The organism is Buchnera aphidicola (Aphis nasturtii) (genome assembly GCF_005083345.1).
Lineage (GTDB): Bacteria > Pseudomonadota > Gammaproteobacteria > Enterobacterales > Enterobacteriaceae > Buchnera > Buchnera aphidicola_R.
In genome coordinates, this window is sequence record NZ_CP034888.1 from 63,218 (window position 1) to 80,900 (window position 17,683).

General features: G+C 24.1%; 15 protein-coding genes and 3 tRNA genes. 8 read left to right on the forward strand and 10 right to left on the reverse strand.

Translation table 11 applies throughout. The features are described 5' to 3' along the window. Positions 1-17: 17 nt before the first annotated feature. Both ribB and rfaE1 read right to left on the reverse strand, forming a co-directional pair. Positions 18-656 carry a 3,4-dihydroxy-2-butanone-4-phosphate synthase gene (gene ribB / locus D9V63_RS00300; protein ID WP_158368320.1) on the reverse strand — a complete coding sequence of 213 codons (639 nt, stop codon included), beginning with the start codon at positions 654-656 and terminating at the stop codon, positions 18-20. 208 nt (positions 657-864) lie between these two features. After that, positions 865-1,809, reverse strand: coding sequence for a D-glycero-beta-D-manno-heptose-7-phosphate kinase (rfaE1, locus tag D9V63_RS00305; RefSeq protein ID WP_158368322.1), 945 nt, complete (start codon positions 1,807-1,809; stop codon positions 865-867). Between the two features lie 164 nt (positions 1,810-1,973). On the opposite strand from rfaE1, the gene D9V63_RS00310 reads away from it, so the two are divergent. Next, positions 1,974-3,218 carry a tRNA CCA-pyrophosphorylase gene (locus D9V63_RS00310; RefSeq protein ID WP_158368324.1) on the forward strand — a complete coding sequence of 415 codons (1,245 nt, stop codon included), beginning with the start codon at positions 1,974-1,976 and terminating at the stop codon, positions 3,216-3,218. A gap of 26 nt (positions 3,219-3,244) precedes the next feature. On the opposite strand, the gene D9V63_RS00315 is transcribed toward D9V63_RS00310, so the two are convergent. The 5 genes from D9V63_RS00315 to cysK form a co-directional block, all read right to left on the reverse strand. Continuing rightward, complete coding sequence (locus tag D9V63_RS00315) at positions 3,245-4,036, reverse strand: undecaprenyl-diphosphate phosphatase (protein WP_158368326.1); 792 nt, start codon at positions 4,034-4,036, stop codon at positions 3,245-3,247. Between the two features lie 62 nt (positions 4,037-4,098). Beyond that, the gene (gene crr / locus D9V63_RS00320; RefSeq protein ID WP_158368328.1) at positions 4,099-4,602 is read right to left on the reverse strand and encodes a PTS glucose transporter subunit IIA; all 504 of its coding nucleotides are present in this window, start codon (positions 4,600-4,602) and stop codon (positions 4,099-4,101) included. Positions 4,603-4,660: 58 nt separating this feature from the next. Further along, positions 4,661-6,370, reverse strand: a complete 1,710-nt coding sequence (gene ptsI, locus D9V63_RS00325) for a phosphoenolpyruvate-protein phosphotransferase PtsI (RefSeq protein ID WP_158368330.1) — start codon at positions 6,368-6,370, stop codon at positions 4,661-4,663. Positions 6,371-6,522: 152 nt separating this feature from the next. Next, entirely contained in the window at positions 6,523-6,780 is a 258-nt protein-coding gene (locus tag D9V63_RS00330; RefSeq protein ID WP_158368332.1) for an HPr family phosphocarrier protein, read from the reverse strand. A gap of 121 nt (positions 6,781-6,901) precedes the next feature. Next, positions 6,902-7,870: a cysteine synthase A gene (gene cysK, locus D9V63_RS00335; protein WP_158368334.1), complete on the reverse strand. Its 969-nt coding sequence runs from the start codon at positions 7,868-7,870 to the stop codon at positions 6,902-6,904. A 418-nt stretch (positions 7,871-8,288) separates the two neighbouring features. Between cysK and ligA the strand changes: the two genes are divergently transcribed. Then, complete coding sequence (gene ligA, locus D9V63_RS00340; protein WP_158368336.1) at positions 8,289-10,304, forward strand: NAD-dependent DNA ligase LigA; 2,016 nt, start codon at positions 8,289-8,291, stop codon at positions 10,302-10,304. Positions 10,305-10,316: 12 nt separating this feature from the next. On the opposite strand, the gene D9V63_RS00345 is transcribed toward ligA, so the two are convergent. Beyond that, positions 10,317-10,389: transfer RNA gene (locus D9V63_RS00345), tRNA-Lys, on the reverse strand. Positions 10,390-10,398: 9 nt separating this feature from the next. Continuing rightward, positions 10,399-10,471: transfer RNA gene (locus tag D9V63_RS00350), tRNA-Val, on the reverse strand. Between the two features lie 170 nt (positions 10,472-10,641). On the opposite strand from D9V63_RS00350, the gene gltX reads away from it, so the two are divergent. Next, the gene (gltX, locus tag D9V63_RS00355; RefSeq protein WP_158368338.1) at positions 10,642-12,045 is read left to right on the forward strand and encodes a glutamate--tRNA ligase; all 1,404 of its coding nucleotides are present in this window, start codon (positions 10,642-10,644) and stop codon (positions 12,043-12,045) included. A gap of 162 nt (positions 12,046-12,207) precedes the next feature. After that, positions 12,208-12,280, forward strand: a tRNA-Ala gene (locus tag D9V63_RS00360). 109 nt (positions 12,281-12,389) lie between these two features. Here the strand turns inward: D9V63_RS00360 and fliE are convergent. After that, entirely contained in the window at positions 12,390-12,698 is a 309-nt protein-coding gene (gene fliE, locus D9V63_RS00365) for a flagellar hook-basal body complex protein FliE (RefSeq protein WP_158368340.1), read from the reverse strand. A 164-nt stretch (positions 12,699-12,862) separates the two neighbouring features. Between fliE and fliF the strand changes: the two genes are divergently transcribed. The 4 genes from fliF to D9V63_RS00385 are packed head-to-tail and all read left to right on the forward strand — an operon-like array spanning position 12,863 to position 17,541. Next, complete coding sequence (gene fliF, locus D9V63_RS00370; RefSeq protein WP_158368342.1) at positions 12,863-14,530, forward strand: flagellar basal-body MS-ring/collar protein FliF; 1,668 nt, start codon at positions 12,863-12,865, stop codon at positions 14,528-14,530. Continuing rightward, a complete protein-coding gene (locus tag D9V63_RS00375) occupies positions 14,527-15,522 on the forward strand; it encodes a FliG C-terminal domain-containing protein (protein ID WP_158368344.1) in 996 nt (331 codons plus the stop codon). The genes fliF and D9V63_RS00375 overlap by 4 nt, the downstream gene beginning before the upstream one ends. Next, positions 15,515-16,186 (forward strand): FliH/SctL family protein, encoded by a 672-nt coding sequence (locus D9V63_RS00380; RefSeq protein WP_158368346.1) that lies wholly within the window; start codon positions 15,515-15,517, stop codon positions 16,184-16,186. The genes D9V63_RS00375 and D9V63_RS00380 overlap by 8 nt, the downstream gene beginning before the upstream one ends. Further along, entirely contained in the window at positions 16,183-17,541 is a 1,359-nt protein-coding gene (locus tag D9V63_RS00385) for a FliI/YscN family ATPase (protein ID WP_158368349.1), read from the forward strand. The genes D9V63_RS00380 and D9V63_RS00385 overlap by 4 nt, the downstream gene beginning before the upstream one ends. Positions 17,542-17,683: the final 142 nt, after the last annotated feature.

Below are 17,683 nucleotides of genomic sequence, written 5' to 3' on the forward strand. Positions count from 1 at the left end.
CAGAATTTTTTGAAAATTTATTTGTTTTTAATATATAGAATTAAATCTTTTATAGTTAATACCGTCATTTTTTTTTCTTTTGAAAATTTTATAATTTCAGGTACACGAGACATTGATCCATCTTTATTAGTAAGCTCACAGATTACTCCAGCTGGTTTAAAACCAGCGAGTGAAACTATTTCAATAGCTGCTTCTGTATGACCAGCTCTTGCTAAAATCCCCCCTGGATCAGCTCTTAAAGGAAATACGTGACCTGGTCGATTCAAATCACTAGGCTTAGCATCATCTGCTATAGCTGTTTTTATAGTTGTCAATCTATCTTGAGCTGAAACACCTGTAGAAACACCTTTTGAAGCTTCTATTGTAACTGTAAATCCTGTTCGATAAGTACTTGTATTATTTTTTACCATCATAGGTAAATGTAATTTTTTACGTTTAGATTCTGTTATGCATAAACATACAATACCACTACCGTGCCGAATTGTTAAAGCCATTTGTTCAACTGTCATGTTTTCACACGCAAAAACAAGATCTCCTTCATTTTCTCTATTTTCATCATCGAGTATTATCACCCCTTGTCCAGATTTAAGAGCTAATATTCCTTTTTTTACACGTTCTATAGGGTTTCCAAATTCACAAAGTAGTTTATGATTCATTTTGAAAATCTTATTCAATTAAGCTAGTGAATAAATCATTTTAAAACAATTGTATATATAAAATAACTTACAAAGTAAATAATTACATTATATCTTGAATACAAGTTAAGAGCAATCTTAAAATATATTATTCAAAAAAATATATTTTTTATATCTAAGTATTATATGTAATATTTAGATATAAAATTTATTTTTTTTAAATGTTTTATTACATATTTAAAACTGTGTTTAACTCATTGATATTTAGTGTTTCAGTTCCTATTTTGTTTATTACTATACTTGCACCGATATTAGCATAAAAACATGATTCCTCTAAAGAATAACCTGTAGCTAAAGCAGAGGCAATAATAGAAATTACTGTATCACCTGCACCTGTAACATCGGATGCGATTTTAGAGATCGCTGGAAAATGTATTGGTTTTTTTTCACGTTGAAATAATGTCATACCATTTTTAGATCGAGTCACTAATAGTGCTGATAAATTTAATTCAGATACTAATTTAATTCCTCTTGTTAATATTTGTTTTTCTTCGTGACATTTTCCTACTATTTGCTCAAATTCAGAAAGATTAGGTGTTAATAAGCTAGCTCCAGAATATTTTTTAAAATCTATTCCTTTTGGGTCTATAAGTATATGAATAGACATTTTTTTTGCTAAACTAATAATTTTTTTAATATGAAATAGAGTACCCTTTGCATAATCTGATAGTACTAAAACTTTATAATATTTTAATGAATTTATAATTTTTTTATATAATAAATTAAAATTATTAAAAATATATTTTTCTTCAAAATCCAATCGTATTAGTTGTTTTTTTTCTGATATAATTCTAATTTTTTTAATTGTTTGACTATTTTTTATGCTGATTAAATCAGAGCAAATGTTTATATGTTTAAGAAGTTGTTTTAATTTTATACCTTCAATATCTTCACCAATTAATCCAATTATTTTACATTTCCCCCCTATTTCTGCAATATTTTTTGCTACGTTTCCTGCTCCGCCTGGTTGTTCTATAATTTTTTCAATTAACGCAACAGGCATTGATTGTTCTGCTACCATATAATAATTTTTACTATACCAATAACAATCTAATATTAAATCTCCAACTACAAGCACAAGTGCATTATTGAAATCAATAATTTTTTTTTTCATCGTGAATCCTTTAAGATGTTATCAAAATAATTATTATTTTATATATTAATATTATCTATAAAATTATTATAGTATTTAATTATTACAAATAATTTTTAAACATTTAAGTATTTTATATTTTTTTTATTGAAAAAATATTTTATTTTTATTATGAGAAAATTTTTATGAAAATATATTTAGTTGGTGGCGCTGTTCGTGATCAATTATTAAATTTACCAATTAAAGATAGAGATTGGGTAGTAGTAGGAGCTACTAAAGAAATGCTGTTAAAACAAAATTTTCAACAAGTTGGTAAAGATTTTCCAGTTTTTTTACATCCAGAAACGCATGAAGAATATGCTTTAGCGAGAAAAGAAAGAAAATCAGGTAAAGGTTATACTAGTTTTCACACTAATTTTAGTTCAAATATCACTTTAGAAGAGGATTTAATTAGGCGTGATTTAACAATTAATGCAATTGCTCAAGATAAGTTTGGAAATTATATCGATCCCTACCAAGGTAAACAAGATTTAGAATATCGTATATTGCGTCATGTTTCAGAATCTTTTATTGAAGATCCATTACGTGTTTTACGCACAGCAAGATTTGCGGCTAAATTAATGCATTTAGGATTTCGTGTTGCTAAAGAAACTATACTTTTAATGCGTAAAATAGTTAAAAAAGGAGAACTACTACATTTAACTATAAATAGAATTTGGCGTGAAACTGAAAAAGCATTTACAACCAAGAATCCACATGTTTATTTTCAAGTATTGCATGCTTGTGGAGGACTTAAGTTAATATTTCCAGAGATATATTTTTTATATCAAAAGGAATTATTTTTTACAAATTCTTTTAATCATTTAAATAATTTTTTTTTATTAAAAGGTTTATCTAAAATATCTATTTTAACTCAAGATATTTCTATACGTTTTGCCTATTTATTTCAGTTTTTTTCTTTAAATGTAAGCGATATATTTGATAGAAAATTTTACGATAAAGTTGCTGCATCTATTGTTAAAAATTTTTGTAATCGTTTAAATATTCCCACATATATTAAAGACGTAGCTATATTGAGTACTGGTTTTTATAATTTTTTAACTTTAATAAACTACCAATCTTCTAAAGACATTGTAAATTTTTTCTGTAAGATAGATGCCTGGAGAAAACCAGATCGTATTAAAAAATTTTCATTTTTAAGTAATTTTAACCTTTTAGATAATACATTAAACAAGCATACATTAAATAATATTGCTAATATTAATTTATCACCTGGTTTATTTTTAGAAAAATCTTTTCATATTCTGCAAAATATATGTATTAAGTCAATTTTACAACAAGGTTTAAAAGGAAATCAAATAAAATATGAATTAAATAGAGTAAGAATTAAAAAATTAGATTTATGGAGAATGAAAAATTTTAAAAAATGATTTGAATAATATTTATGTATTATTTACTAATTTATAAAATAAATTAAACTAGCTAATATAAAACGATAGAATCCAAAAATTTTTAATGAAATTTTATTAAGCATTTTAATTAGTTTTTTAATAGAAAGTAAAGAAATGATTAAAGATATAAAAAACCCACTTAAATAATATGGTATATAATTGATATTTATATTATTTATATTTTTTATTAAATCTAACATCGATGCTCCTATCGTCAAAGGTATTGAAATAATAAAAGAAAAATCTATTGCAACAGTACGTTCTATACCTAATAATATTGCACTACCTATAGTAGCACCTGATCTTGAAAACCCTGGGTATAAACATAGTGTTTCAAAGCATCCAATAATAAATGATTGCAACAAACTTATATCATAAATAGAATTAATTTTAGCTTTCTTAGGTTTGAACACTTCAGAAATAAAAAGGAAAAGACCCCCAAAAATTAATGCGTACATAATATTTTGAGTCTTAAATAACAATTTGATATCTTTATAAAATATAAAACCTAAAGATACTGTAGGTATAAGAGATATTAAAATATGAATATTTTTTGTTCTTTTTTTTTGCTTTTTAAATTTTATTAAATTTATTATTTTTTTAAAAAAAAATATTAATATTGCTATTGCTGAACCAAATTGAACAAAGATTTTTAATACATCTGTATTTTTATTTAATATACCTAGCCAATGACTAATAATTACTATATGACCTGTTGATGAAATAGGTAGAAATTCTGTTATTCCTTCTATTACTCCAGTAATGATAGGAATAATTAATTTATAAATATAAAACATTTATGTTCTCTTATTCAGATAAAACGGTACTAAATAATAGCACCGTTTTTATTTTTTAAGAATTAATTATATAAAGACATAATTATTGTCTCACCGGCGATAATAGAACCTGATGATTTCTCTATTTTTTTAAAATTTTCCATATTAGATATTACTACAGGGGTTAAAATAGAACGTGCTTTTTTTTCTAATACATTTAAATCACACAATATAATAGTATCTCCTATTTTTACTTTTTGATTATTTTGTGCTATTTGTTTGAAACCTTCTCCTTTTAGCTTTACTGTGTCAATTCCAAAATGTACAAATAATTCTACTCCATCCTCTGAAAGAATTGAAAAAGCATGTTTACTCTCAAGTATTCTACCAATAGTTCCATTAATTGGTGATAGCATTTTATTGCCTGATGGTTTAATTGCAATACCATCACCTACAATTTTTTTTGAAAACACTACATCTGGTACATCTTCAATATTTATTATTTCACCTGATATAGGTGCAAAAATTTCTATTTTTTTTAAAAAATTAGATTTTTTTCTATTAAAAAAATCTGATAGTAAACTCATTTTATTCTCCTAAATACTTCTATCATGAATTTTTTTATTTTTAAAGTTACATGACCCCTTAATTAAATTTATTTAATAAATTAAATATTTCTTTTGTTGTAGGTAAATTTAATATTTTTTTAGCTAAATTTTGAGCCTTTGAAAAAGATATTTTTCGAATTTTTTCTTTAATTTTAGGAATACTAGTTGAACTCATACTAAATTCATCTAAACCCATACCTAATAAAAGAACGGTAATACGTTCGTCTCCTGCTAATTCTCCACACATACCAGTCCATTTTCCATATTTATGTGAAATATCGATAACTTTTTTAATTAATTTCAATACGGATGGGCTTATAGGATTATATAAATGTGAAATTAAATCGTTGCCTCGATCGACAGCTAAAGTGTACTGTGTTAAATCATTAGTACCAATGCTAAAAAAATCTACTTCTTTTATTAAATATTCGGCTATTATTGCTGATGCAGGAGTTTCTATCATAATGCCAATTTTAATATTTTTATCAAATAATATATTATTATTATCTAATTGATTTTGTAGTATTTTAATTTCGTTTTTTAATATTCTAATTTCCTCTACAGATATAATCATGGGAAACAAAATGTATATTTTACCAAAAGCAGAAGCTCTAAGTATAGCTTTTAATTGAGTATGTAGAATTTCTTTTCTATCCATCGAAATACGTATAGCTCTCCATCCAAGAAATGGATTATCTTCTTTTGGAAGATTCATATATGGGAGATCTTTATCGCCACCAATATCCATAGTTCTTATAATCACTGATTTATTTTCCATAGTTTCTGCAATTTCTTTATATGCTTGAAATTGCTCTTGCTCAGTTGGCAATGTATTACGACCCATAAATAAAAATTCCGTTCGGTATAAACCAATACATTCAGCACCATTTTTTTTTGCTGATTCAATATCTTGAATGTGTCCAATATTAGAACCAATTTTAATATTATGCCCATCAATTGTAGTTGCTGGTAAATTTTTTAATTTTTTAAAACTATTTTTTGTAAAAAAATAGTTCTTTTCCACTTTTCTTTTTTCTTTTATTAACTCAGTGGAAGGATTGATAAAAATTTGATTATTAATTGAATCTAAAATAATATAGTCATAGTTTTTTACTTTACTTGTGATATCTCCAGTACCTACAATTGCAGGTATTTCAAGCGATCTTGCCATAATTGAAGTATGCGATGTTGGACCACCTAAATCTGTAATAAATCCTAAGATATATTTCAAATTAACTTGTGCAGTTTCTGAAGGAGTTAGATCTTTTGAAATTAAAATTACTTTATTTCGTATATTATTTAAATCAACAATATTAATATTAAGTATATTTTTTAATAAACGTAAACCAATATCTCTTACATCAATTGCTCTATTTTTTAAATATTCATCTTTTATTTTTTCTAATGTTTTAGCTTGTGCATTAATCACATATTCGGTTGCTTCTGCTGCTGATATTCTCTTTTCTTTAATCAAGTCTATTATTTCTTTTTCTAGTTCTTCATCTTCAAGAAGCATAATATGACCTTCAAAAATACCTGCTTGTTTTGTTCCGAATTTTTGTTCTGTAATTAATTTTATTTCTGTTAATTGGTTTACTGATTTTTGTCGTCCATTGAAAAATTTATTTATTTCTATTTGAATATTTTCAACAGAAATTATTTTCCGGTTGATGACAATATCTTCATTTTTCAATAAAAGCGCATTGCCAAAAGCTATACCCGGTGATGCTAAAATGCCTGAAATCATAACATTACCTTTAACTATAAATTTGATATTTGTTTCAGAGAGGAAAACATTGAATGTCAGGCGAATATATTTTTTTTATAAGAGTAATCCGGAAGTAGTATAAAACCTCCGGTATTTTTATAAAAATTCATAAATTATTTTTTAATTATGATTTATTCTAATTCTGTCATTATTTTAGATAAATGTTTAATAGCTTCTTTTTCATCTTTTCCTTCTGCAGATAACGTAATTGAACTTCCATAAACTAAACCAAGTGTTTGAATTTTAAATAAACTTTTTGCATTAACAGATTTTCCATTATAAATAATATAAATATCAGAAAGAAATTTTTTTGCTTCTTTTACAAATTCAGCTGCAGGTCGAGTATGTAATCCATGTGATGCGGTAATTTTTATTTCGTTTTGAAACATTTTTTTTCCTTAGTAATATTCAATTTGAGAGGGTATCTCTATTTTAAATCTTAAAATTTAAATGTTAAAATACAACTTCTATAATAAAATTTATTATGTCTTATTAAAGAAGTTGTATTTTTTAGTGTTTATTTATATTTTGAAATGATGTAGTAAACAGTTCTGTACTTAAATAACGTTCTCCAGAAGAAGGAAGTATTACTACTATTTTTTTATTTAAAAATTTTTTTTGATTTTGTATTTTTATAGCTGCGGCGATAGCAGCACCAGAAGAAATACCAGCTAATATTCCTTCTTGTTGCATTATCTTTTGAGCATATAATATTGATTCTTCACTTGATACTGTTATCACTTTGTCAATTAAACTTAAATCTAAGTTTTTTGGAATAAAACCAGCTCCGATACCTTGAATTTTATGTAATCCAGGTTTTATTTTTTCTCCTGATAAAAATTGGCTAATTACAGGTGATTCTAAGGGTTCTACAGCAATACTAATAAAATCTTTTTTACCTTTGATGTTTTTTATATATCTTGTAATCCCTGTAATTGTACCACCTGTTCCTACTCCGGAAATTAATATGTCTATGTTTCCATTTGTATCATTCCAAATCTCTGGCCCAGTAGTATTTTCATGTATTTCTGGATTAGCAGGGTTTTCAAATTGTTTTAATAAAAAATATTTTTTTTTATTTAAAGATACAATTTCATTTGCTTTAGAAATTGCGCCTTTCATCCCATTTGCACTATCTGTTAAAATTAATTTTGCGCCTAAAGATGTTAAAAGTTTTTTTCTCTCCATTGACATGGATTCTGGCATTGTAAGAACTAAATTATAATTTCGAGCAGCCGCAACGTATGCTAAAGCTATTCCTGTATTTCCACTTGTAGCTTCAATTAGTGTAATATTTTTATTTAAATTTCCTTTTTTTTCTGCATCCCATATCATATTAGCACCAATTCTACATTTCACACTAAAACTTGGATTTCTAGACTCTATTTTTGCTAAAATATTTCCATTTCCTATTTTGTTTAAGCGAACAATTGGTGTGTTACCAATGGTGAATGAATTATCTTTATATATTTTACTCATTTTTTTCCATTTTTTAAAATTGATAGTGTGTCATACAAATATTATTTGTAATTATTTTTATATCTTGCAAAATTTATTAAGTTTATATTTTTTATTATACTTTGTTTAATAATTATTAGAAAAATCTATTTTTATAAATTAACAAAATTTAATGTTTTAAAAAATTTTATTTTTTTATCTAATTATTAGTGAATAAATAGTATATTTAAATTTAAATATTAAATATTATTTTATCTTTTATACATATTTAGTTTATAAAATAATGTATTTAACTATTAATATAATAAAAATTTTACTTTTTATAATCTATTTATATTTAAAACAAAACATTTTTTATATTTTAGAATTATATTATAAAAAACGTTAAAAATTTTAATATAATTTCTTTTGCCATATTAATTTCTCATCTAATACATTTATGAAAAAAATTAAATATAAAATTAATAAATTACGTAAAAAAATTTTGAAATATGATTATTTCTATCATACTTTAGATAAACCCATTATTTCTGATGCAGAATATGATTATTTATTAAATCAATTATATGATTTAGAATTAAAATACAAAAAATTTATTACCCATAATTCGCCTACTCAGAAAGTAGGTTCAAATTTATTAAATAAATTTAAAAAGGTAGCGCATTTTTTTCCTATGCTATCTTTAGAAAATACATTCGATTTAAATGGATATTTAAAATTTGAAAATAGAATTAAAAAAAAATACATAGTTAATTCTATAATAGATTTTTGCTGTGAGTTAAAAATTGACGGAATAGCAGTAAGCTTAATTTATGAAGAAGGAAGTTTAGTTCGAGCTGCAACTCGAGGTGATGGTTATTTTGGAGAAAATATTACAAATAATATAAAAACAATTCAATCTATTCCATTGCAATTACAAGGATCTAATATACCGAAAAGATTAGAAATACGAGGTGAAGTTTTTATGTTAAAATCTGATTTTTTCAAGTTAAATAATAAATTTTCTATAGATAGAAAAAAACATTTTTCTAACCCTAGAAATGCAGCTGCTGGATCTTTAAGGCAAACTAATTCGAAAATTACAGCTCAAAGAAAATTAATGTTTTTTTGTCATGGGTTTAATTTTTTTGAAGAAACACAATGCTTTCCAACTCATTATGAAATGCTTATACAGTTAAAAAATTGGGGTTTACCGGTTAACAAAGATATATTAATTTGTTCTAATCATTTAGAATTATTAAATTTTTATAAAAAGTTTGAAAAAAATCGTAAATCATTTAATTTCGACATAGATGGTATCGTTGTAAAATTAAATTCACTTTATTTACAAAAAAAGTTAGGATTTAATAGTAAATCACCAAGATGGGCTATTGCTTTTAAATTTAGTTCTAAAGAAGAAGTTACTAAATTAAACAATGTAAAATTCGAAGTTGGAAGAACAGGAGTCATTACGCCAGTAGCTTATTTTAATCCGGTTTACATTTCAGGAGTACTTATTAAAAAAGCATCTTTATACAACAAAAGTGAAATTAATAGATTAAATTTACATGTTAATGATTATATTGTTGTAAAACGTTCTGGCGATGTTATACCCAAAATTACAAATGTTATTCAAGAAAAGCGTCTTAAAAATGCAAAAAAAATATTTTTTCCAATTTATTGTCCGGTATGTAATTCAGAATTGTTATTAAATACAGAAGAAAAAATTATTCGTTGTCTTTCTGGATTAACATGTAATGCTCAGAAAAAAAAATTATTTTGTCATTTCTTCTCTAAAAATGCATTAGATGCTAGTGGATTAGGGCCTTCAGTAATTTATAAATTAATTGAAAAAAAAATTATTGTGAATTTAATAGACTTTTTTTATCTTGAAACAGAACAATTAAAAAATTTATCAAATATAGGTGAAAAACAAAGTATTAAAATTATTAAAACTATTATGAAATCTAAGAAAACTACTATGAATCGTTTTATTTATGCTTTAGGAATTGTTTCTGTAGGTGAAGTGATAGCGCAAAAGTTATCTAATTATTTTAGTTTTACTCATAATTTAATTAATTCCAATCAAAGAGAACTAGAATCAATAAATGGTATAGGAAAAGTAGTTGCTAAAAATATATTTAGTTATTTTTCTATTTCTGAGAATCGAAAATTAGTAAAAAAATTAATAAAAATATTAGATATTGCTCCAAATCATCATAAATTTGCTAATAAAAAAAGCGTTTTAAACAAAAATATTGTTATCACAGGTGTATTTAAAGACTTTTCTAGAAATGAATTAAAAGAAGTTTTAATTAAATTAGGCGCTCGCATTACCAATAAAGTTTCCAAAAAAACAGAATTATTGATATTCGGTGAAAAAGCTGGTAGTAAGTTTGTAGAAGCAAGTAAATTAAATGTTAAAATGATTAATGAAGAAGAGTTATATATTTTAATTAAAAAAAGTAATAATTAAATTTTTTATTTTTGGGTCGTGCAGGATTTGAACCTGCGACCAATTGATTAAAAGTCAACTGCTCTACCAACTGAGCTAACGACCCAAATTTTTTTGGGTGATGACGGACTTGAACCGCCGACTTCCTCCGTGTAAAGGAGGAGCTCTACCAACTGAGCTAATCACCCTGTTATGACTTATATTGTAAAGATAAGAAAAATAGAGTCAATCTTTTTTTTTAAAAGATTATTCATTTGTTGTAATTTTAATCGTTATGATGAAATAGTTATCTATATTTGTTATATATAAAATTTATTTTAAAATTTATATAGATCTTTTAAAATATTTCAAGGAATATATGAAAGTTAAAACTCGTTTTGCACCTAGCCCTACTGGGGATTTACATATCGGTAGTATACGTACAGCTTTATATTCTTGGTTATTTGCACGTCGTTATAATGGAAAGTTTATACTTCGTATAGAAGATACTGATTTTGAAAGATCCAAATCTTTATCAGTACAATCTATTTTAAAAGGATTAAAATGGCTAGGATTAAACTGGGATGAAGGTCCTTATTTTCAAACTCAAAGATTAGATCGCTATAAAGAAGTGATTGAAACTATGTTAAAAACAGGTCATGCTTATAAATGTTATTGCTCCCCAGAAGCAATAGAAGCTGAACGTTCTAAACAAATTTCCGAAGGAAAAAAACCACGTTATACTGGAGTTTGTAGAAATTTAAAAACTCAATGTGCTAATAAAAAATATACAGTTCGATTTAAAAATCCCACTTTTGGAAAAGTTATTTTTCAAGATAAGATTAGAGGACAAATTACTTTTAATAATATAGAGTTAGATGATCTTATAATTCAACGTTCAAATGGTATTCCGACTTATAACTTTTGCGTTGTAATTGATGATTTAGATATGAATATTACACATGTTATTCGCGGGGAAGATCATATCAATAATACACCTCGTCAAATAAATATTTTAAAATCTTTAAAAGCAAATATACCTATTTATGCTCATGTTTCTATGATACTGAATGAAAATGGAAAAAAATTTTCTAAAAGAGATAATGCAGAAAATATTATTGAGTACTACAAAAGAGGTTTTTTACCAGAAGCAGTAATTAATTATATAATACGATTAGGTTGGTCTCATGGTAACCAAGAAATTTTTAGTCTTTCGGAGTTAAAAAAGTTATTTAATTTAGATACTATTAATAAATCTGCGAGTGCTTTTAGTATTAAAAAACTTTTGTGGTTAAATAAATACTATATTAATAATTTATCATTAGAGTATATTTCTAAGCTTTTAACAAATTACATGATAAACCAGAATATAAATATAAAAAAAGGACCTGATTTAAAATCTTTATTGAATTTATATAAAAATCGTTTTCATACCTTACAAGATATGGCATGTTCTTTTAGATTATTTTATGAAGAATTTGAATCTTTTGATATTAAATTTATTAACAAATATTTAATTTTAACAAATCTTAATGTTTTAAAGAATATTTATAATCAAATAAAAAATTTTTCTTTTTGGAAAATTGAAATGTTATCTGACGTTATTCATAATGAGTCTATAAAATCAAATAAAACATTAAAAGAAATTAATATGTTATTACGAGTTGTGTTAACAGGAAATGTATGTTCACCTAATATAAGTTCTGTAATTTTTTTACTTGGAAAAGAAAAAACGTTATTAAGATTAAAAAAAGCGATCTTTTTTATAAATAATAAAATATAATTTAAATAAATTCTCAAATATCTTAAATAAGATGCTTTTTAAAAAAAGATGCTTTTTTAAATATTTTTAGTTTATATTAATTCATCGTTTTATTAAGATAAAAAGCATTTTATAGAAAAATAAATTGACAGAATTCATGTGTTTTTATATTGTAATAATTTTGGGGTTATAGCTCAGTAGGCAGAGCGTTTGCATGGCATGCAAAATGTCAGCGGTTCGATTCCGCTTAACTCCAATAAATTTAAAATAATTTTCAAATTTCAGTTTTTTATTATATCACTTTAATATTTTACAGATATTTTAAAAAATGCTGTGCTAAATTGTATTTCGCACAGCATTTAATATTAAATTTGTTGATTCATTATTTCTTTATAAGCTGATATAAATTTATTTCTAATTTGAATAGCTAATTCTATAGAAATAGAAGATTTTTGTAAATTTATCATTACGTCGTTTAAAGATATATTAGAAGACGGATCTAATTCAAACTTTTCAACATTTTTTTGTGCATTATTTTGAATATTATTAACTTCTCCTAATGCTTTTTGAAAAAACTGAATAAAATTGTTAGATTCTTGAATATTTTTTTTATTTTCATTTAAAAAATGAATCTTGGTATAAATATTTTGATTATGAATATTATCAATAAACATATCTTCCTCTAAATTTTTATTATAAATTTTAAAATAATATCACATTTTTTAAAAGATAAATATTTTATGTTATACGTAATTTATCAGGAAATCTTTTTATTTCAAGTGAAATTTAATTGTTGTTCAATTATAGTTGAGATTATCTACTAGATTAGGAAGATGTTATGAATTTTAGTGCTATAGAAGAATCAATTTCAGAAGAGAAAAAAAAATTTAGTAATTTTTTATCTTATTTTTTTAAAAATGCACGTGTTTTAATAATTTTATTAGTAATAGCAGTAGTTACTACTATTTCTATATCTTTATGGAAAAAATCTTCTGATTATCAAGTATTATACAATAATTTATCCTCTGAAGATGGAGAATCTATTATTGATTATTTAAATCAAATGAAAATTCCTTATCAGTTTTCTGAAAATTCTGGAAGATTATTAGTTCCAAAAAATCAAATTTATGATATACGTTTACATTTATCAGAAAAAAATTTGCCTCGTAACGGCATAGGTTTTGAAATTTTAGATAAAGCAAAATTTGGGATTAGTCAATTTAATGAACAAATTAACTATCAACGCGCTTTAGAGGGTGAGCTAGCTCGTACTATAGAAAGAATTAATATTGTAAAAAGAGCTCGAATACATATAGCGATAGCAAAAAATTCTTTGTTCTTACAAGATAAAAAAAAACCATCGGCTTCAGTTATTTTAAGTTTAAAACCTGGAACTCAATTAAATTCAGGACAAACAAATGCTATATTACATTTAATATCTAACAGTATATCTGATTTATCTATAGAAAATATAACTATAGTAGATGATTTTGGTAAATTATTAAACAATATTGCATTAGAATCAGATCAAATAAATGATGCTAAATTAAAATATGCTGAAAAAATTGAATCAAGATATATTAGTAAAATTCAAAGTATTTTAGAGCCATTATTTGGAGTTGGTAATGTCTATACACAAGTAACTGCGCAAATTGATTTTAATACTCAAGAAAAAACACGAGAACAATACGAACCTAATTCAAATTATAAAAATCAGTCAATTCGTTCCCATCAAATTACTATTAATGATAAAATCAAAAATCAAAAAGAAAATGATAACAGTAATTATTTGAATAAAAATACTTTATTTAATAGCAATTCAAATAGCACAGACAAAAAATCTGATATGATACAAAATCATAAATTATTTAATGATGCATTTACGAGTTCTCGTTCTACTATTAATCATGATGATACAATTAATTACGAATTAAATCATACTTTATCACATATAAAGATGAATATTGGAGAGATTAAAAGATTATCTGCGGCAGTAGTTATTAATTTTGTTAAAGATAAAAATGGGAAAACACTTCCTTTGAATTTAGAGCAAATAAAAAATATAAAAAATTTAGTTTGCGAATCAATAGGATACTCTAAAATCAGAGGTGATAGTGTACATGTAATTAACGAAGGTTTTAATCAACGAAATAAAAATACTTTCACTAAATTTAATCATTTTAATCAATCTAATATTTTTAATACTTTTTCCATTTTAATACCATGGTGTATTTCAGCTTTATTTGTTTTATTTTTTTTAAAAAAATATATTTTTTCTTTTTCAAAAAGTATTTTTAAAGATAAAACATTAAATAAAAAAAATGTACAAAAAGAGATTATTGATTCTCGTGAAAATGAATTCGTTAATAATATTGAAGAAAAAACTTTAAAAAATTTAAATACAAAAAATACAGATAATTTAATTCATCAAATTTGTAATATATCTAATCAAAATCCACGTGCTATAGCGTCGATTATTCGTAAATGGATGAGTGATAAAAAATGACTGTAAATGGTACTGAAAAGAGTGCGCTTTTGTTAATGTCAATAGGAGCTGATCAAGCATCAGAAGTGTTGAAATATTTAACTCCTTTTGAAATTCAAGAGTTAGTTTCCTCGATGGTTAATATTAATCAGTTTTCTAATATAACATTAAATAAAGTATTATCTGAATGTTATGATCTTTTTATGAAAAATAATAATTTAGTTTATAATAATAATGATGAGTATATATCTGATATGTTAATTAAGGCTATAGGAGATAAAAAAGGAAATGTTTTATTAAATGATGCATTAGCAGCAAGAAATATTAGAATGTCTATTAAATCTCTGAACTTAATAGAACCAGCTAAATTAGCTGATTTATTAAAAGAACAACATCCTCAAATTATTACAACAATACTTGTTTATTTAGATCAAAATCAATCAGCTCAGGTTTTATCTTATTTTAAAGAAGAAAAATGTATTGAAATTATAATTAAAATTTCTGAATTTAACGGACTTGAGGAATCAAAATTCATTGAATTAAAAAATATTATTAATGATTTTCTAAAAAAGAAAAAGTTCACTTTTTTAGATAAAGGAGGTATAAAAACTGTTGCTAAAATTTTAAGTTCTATGAAAATAGAAAATGAAAAAAATTTACTCAAAAAAATTACATCTTGTAATAAAGAGTTATCTAGCAAAATTATTCAAGAGCTATATTCGTTTGAAAATATAGTTAATATTAGTGATGATGTTATCAAATGCTTGATAAAACATTTAGAAGAAGAAAAATTATATATTGCACTGCAAGGTACTAATGAAATTATAAAAAATAAATTTTTTAATAATATGGATGAAGAAAAATCAAAAAAATTATCGCTTTATTTGAAGAAAAAATCTTATGCTTCTAATATTGCTATAGAAAATGAGCAAAAATTGATTTTAATGATGATTAAAAATATTTTAGATTATGGTATGTTTTCAATAGAAAATTTAGGAAAATATTATGTCTGATTTAGATTTAAAAAAAGATTGGAAAAAATGGTATCCAGAAGAAATTTTTTTAAATAATTCAGCAAACAATTATAATGTTTTTTGGAATAAAAGTTTTTTAAAAGAAACTGATTTTTATACTGTAAAAAAAAATGAATTAAATAATAAACATAAGCAATCAAATGAACCTAAAAAAATATCTTTTAATAACGATGAATCATATTTTTTAAATATTAAAAAAAATCTTGAAGAAAAAAAACAAAAATATATTTCATTAAATAATACATTACAAGATTTATGTTTACATTTCGAGTCTACAATTTCTTTATTTGAAAAAACATTATTTTCACGTTTATTAAAAACAATATTAATAGTTTCTTCCTATATTGCTGGAGAAAAAATTTTAATTAATGAATCAGTTTTATTAAAAAAAGTGAATAAAATTATTAAAAATGATAATTTTTTTTTAAAAAAACCAAAATTAGTAATTCATCCTAGCAACAAAAAAATATTAGAAAAAATTTTAAAAAAATCAATAGATAACAAATGGGAACTAGTTTGTAATCAAAGTATTGATATTAATAGTTTTAAAATTCTTTCTGAACAGAGTAATATAGACGCTACTATTTATGCTAGATGGAAAGAAGTATATCGTGTTTTTCTAGAAGAAGAGGAACATGAATGAAATCAAAATGTTCTAAATTATTTAATAAAATTACTTCTTTTGAGAATAAAATCAATAGTCTTTCCGATATTATTGTATATGGTTATGTAATCAGTATACATGGTTTAATATTAGAAGTAATAGGTTTAAAAGCTCCGATTGGAGCTGAATGTATTATTGAAAGGATAATAGATGGTAAAGTTTTAAATGTTTCAGCTGAAGTTGTTAGATTTAGTAAAGAAAAAACGTTATTATTTTCTTTTGAAGAAACTTATGGTATTTTACCTGGTGCTAAAGTTTTTTTAAAATTATCTAGAAATATGAATATTTTGATTAAAAAATCTCCTTTAGGAATGAATTTATTGGGAAGAGTATTAAATGCTAAAGGACGTGCATTAGATAAACTACCTGAATTAGATTCGAAATTTTTTCATACGATTAAAAACAAGCATATCAACCCATTAAATAGAAAACCAATTAATGAAATACTAGATACAGGAATACGAGCAATAAACGGATTACTAACTATTGGAAAAGGCCAGAGGATAGGAATTTTTTCAAGTTCAGGTCTTGGTAAAAGCATTCTTTTAGGTATGATGGCAAAATATACAACAGCAGATGTAGTAGTGATTGGGTTAATTGGAGAAAGAGGAAGGGAAGTTAAAGATTTTATAGAAAACATATTAGGATTAGATGGATTATCTAAATCTGTAGTAATTGCTGCTCCAGCAGATGTTTCTCCGTTATTACAAATAGAAGCTGCATCATATGCAACAAATATAGCTGAATATTTTCGAGATAAAAATAAAAATGTTTTACTAATTATGGATTCATTAACTCGTTATGCAATGGCTCAAAGAGAAGTTTCCTTATCTTTAGGTGAATTACCAGTTTCTCGAGGTTATCCATCTTCTGTTTTTTCTAAGATCCCTGCTTTAGTAGAACGTTCAGGAAATATAGATAATAAAGGATCTATTACTTCTTTTTATACAGTTTTAACTGAAAATAATGAAGATCAAGATCCTATTTCACATATTTGCCGTTCTATACTTGACGGTCATATTGTTCTATCTCGTTATTATGCAGATTTAGGTCACTATCCTGCTATTGACATCGAATCTTCTATAAGTCGTGTTATGCCTGAAATTATTACTACAGAACAATACTCAAAAGCTTGCTATTTTAAAAAGTTAGTCGCTTCTTATCAAAGAAATAAAGATTTAGTTAATATTGGAGCTTATATTAAAGGAAATGATCATGTTTTAGATGATGCTATAAAGAAATGGAAAAACTTAGAAAAATTTTTACAACAGAAACCATCAGAAAAAAGCAATTATTTAGTTTCTTGTGAAAGGTTAAATGAAATATTTATTTAAATTATTTTATACTGATTAATATTTTTTGATATGAGATAGGGTATATTATGAGATATAAAAACATTTTGTTTTCTATTTTAGAAAATATAGAAAATAAAAAAATAAAACAAATAAAAATTTATATTAAAAATTTACATATTCA